The following is a 1,331-nucleotide window of genomic DNA, read 5'->3' as shown; positions in this document are numbered from 1 at the left end:
TGCGTGCCAACTACCCTAGAGCGTCGCTAGTGGAATATTTAAATAACGATGCGATGATCCGAGCTGCCGTCGAGAAAAATATCTTGTACTTTGTCGCCGATTTGCAAGTGGCTAACTTCCACATGGCGACAACACCAGATGCAGGCATGTTTGTGCCTACCCTCAATCTGTACAGCAAAGATCTGCGCATTGCGACAGGCGAGCACAGTTCGGTTCCAGTGACGAACATCTCCCACGACTTTGAAAAAATCATCGACTCAGACAAAGAACGGATCCTCAATCGTTGGAGTTTGGTCAAAACGGTATATCCCATTTACCTGTTGCCAATTGCCATTTTCATCATGGTTATTGCCACGCTTTACCATATCTTCGCCCTTAAGCGAATGGTGACTCTACGAACAAAGCAGCTCACCTTAGCAAATCAGCAACTGCTTGAACTGACGCTGACGGATCCGCTCACCAAACTTTATAATCGCAGGCATTTGATCGAGCGATTGGCAACGCTGAGTTCATTGCAAAAAAACGTAACCGTGATGGTGTTTGATATTGATGACTTTAAATCGATAAACGACAAATACGGCCATTTAATCGGTGACCAAGCGATTGTCGCTGTTGCCGACACGGCAAAATCGCTGACTGACGAACGAATAACCTTAGCGCGAATCGGTGGTGAGGAATTTGCGTTGGTGACTGCCTCTCTATCTGAAAAAGAAGCTGAAACGCTTGCAAAGGCGATTTGCAGCTGTGTTTACGATCGACCTGTTTTACTCAATGGGCAAGCGATCCATGTCAGCGTGAGTTTGGGTTGCGCCTATTATCGCGAGTTCAAAGGCATCATAAACTTGCACGAAGCCGACCAACTCATGTACTGCGGCAAAATGAATGGTAAAAACTGCGCGATGTTCAAAGTGATCGATAAAAGCAAAGTTGAGCCTCTTCTTCGTCAGGTGCCTTAAGTTTTTGCGTAGTGAATCGCTATTTCGATTTTTCCTCTTGCTATACTCAATTGAATTTCAAGTTTTTATTGCCGCTTTTCGTTTCTGAGATTAGCTAAAAGACTTAGAGGAAAGTTATGCCAAAAGCTGTCGCCGCTCTGTTTTTCCTGCTTTTTACTTCACTTTCGTATGCCGAAAGTGCTTTCGATATTGTCCAAAAATCAGACCAAGCAATGAGGGGGAAATCCAGTTATAGCGAGGCAACCATGGAGATCGTTCGTCCTGATTGGACACGCTCTATGACGATGAAAAGTTGGACAAAAGGCACGGAGTTGTCGCTCGTGTTGGTAACCGCGCCAGCCAAAGATAAAGGCAGCGCATCGCTAAAGCGTCATA

At 45.5% G+C, this 1,331-nt stretch carries 1 protein-coding gene and 1 pseudogene; both read left to right on the top strand.

Annotated features, from left to right (window positions below; all coding sequences use genetic code 11):
- Positions 1 to 956, top strand: a 956-nt coding sequence (locus tag R7R24_RS24565) for a GGDEF domain-containing protein (RefSeq protein ID WP_318119706.1), incomplete at its 5' end; no start/stop codon positions are given.
- A 116-nt stretch (positions 957 to 1,072) separates the two neighbouring features.
- A pseudogene (locus R7R24_RS24560) lies at positions 1,073 to 1,331 on the top strand (outer membrane lipoprotein-sorting protein); the annotation flags it as partial.

The organism is Vibrio sp. 704 (assembly GCF_033339295.1).
The sequence above is the reverse complement of the archived record's forward strand: the minus strand, read 5'-3'. Positions and strand labels throughout refer to the sequence as shown.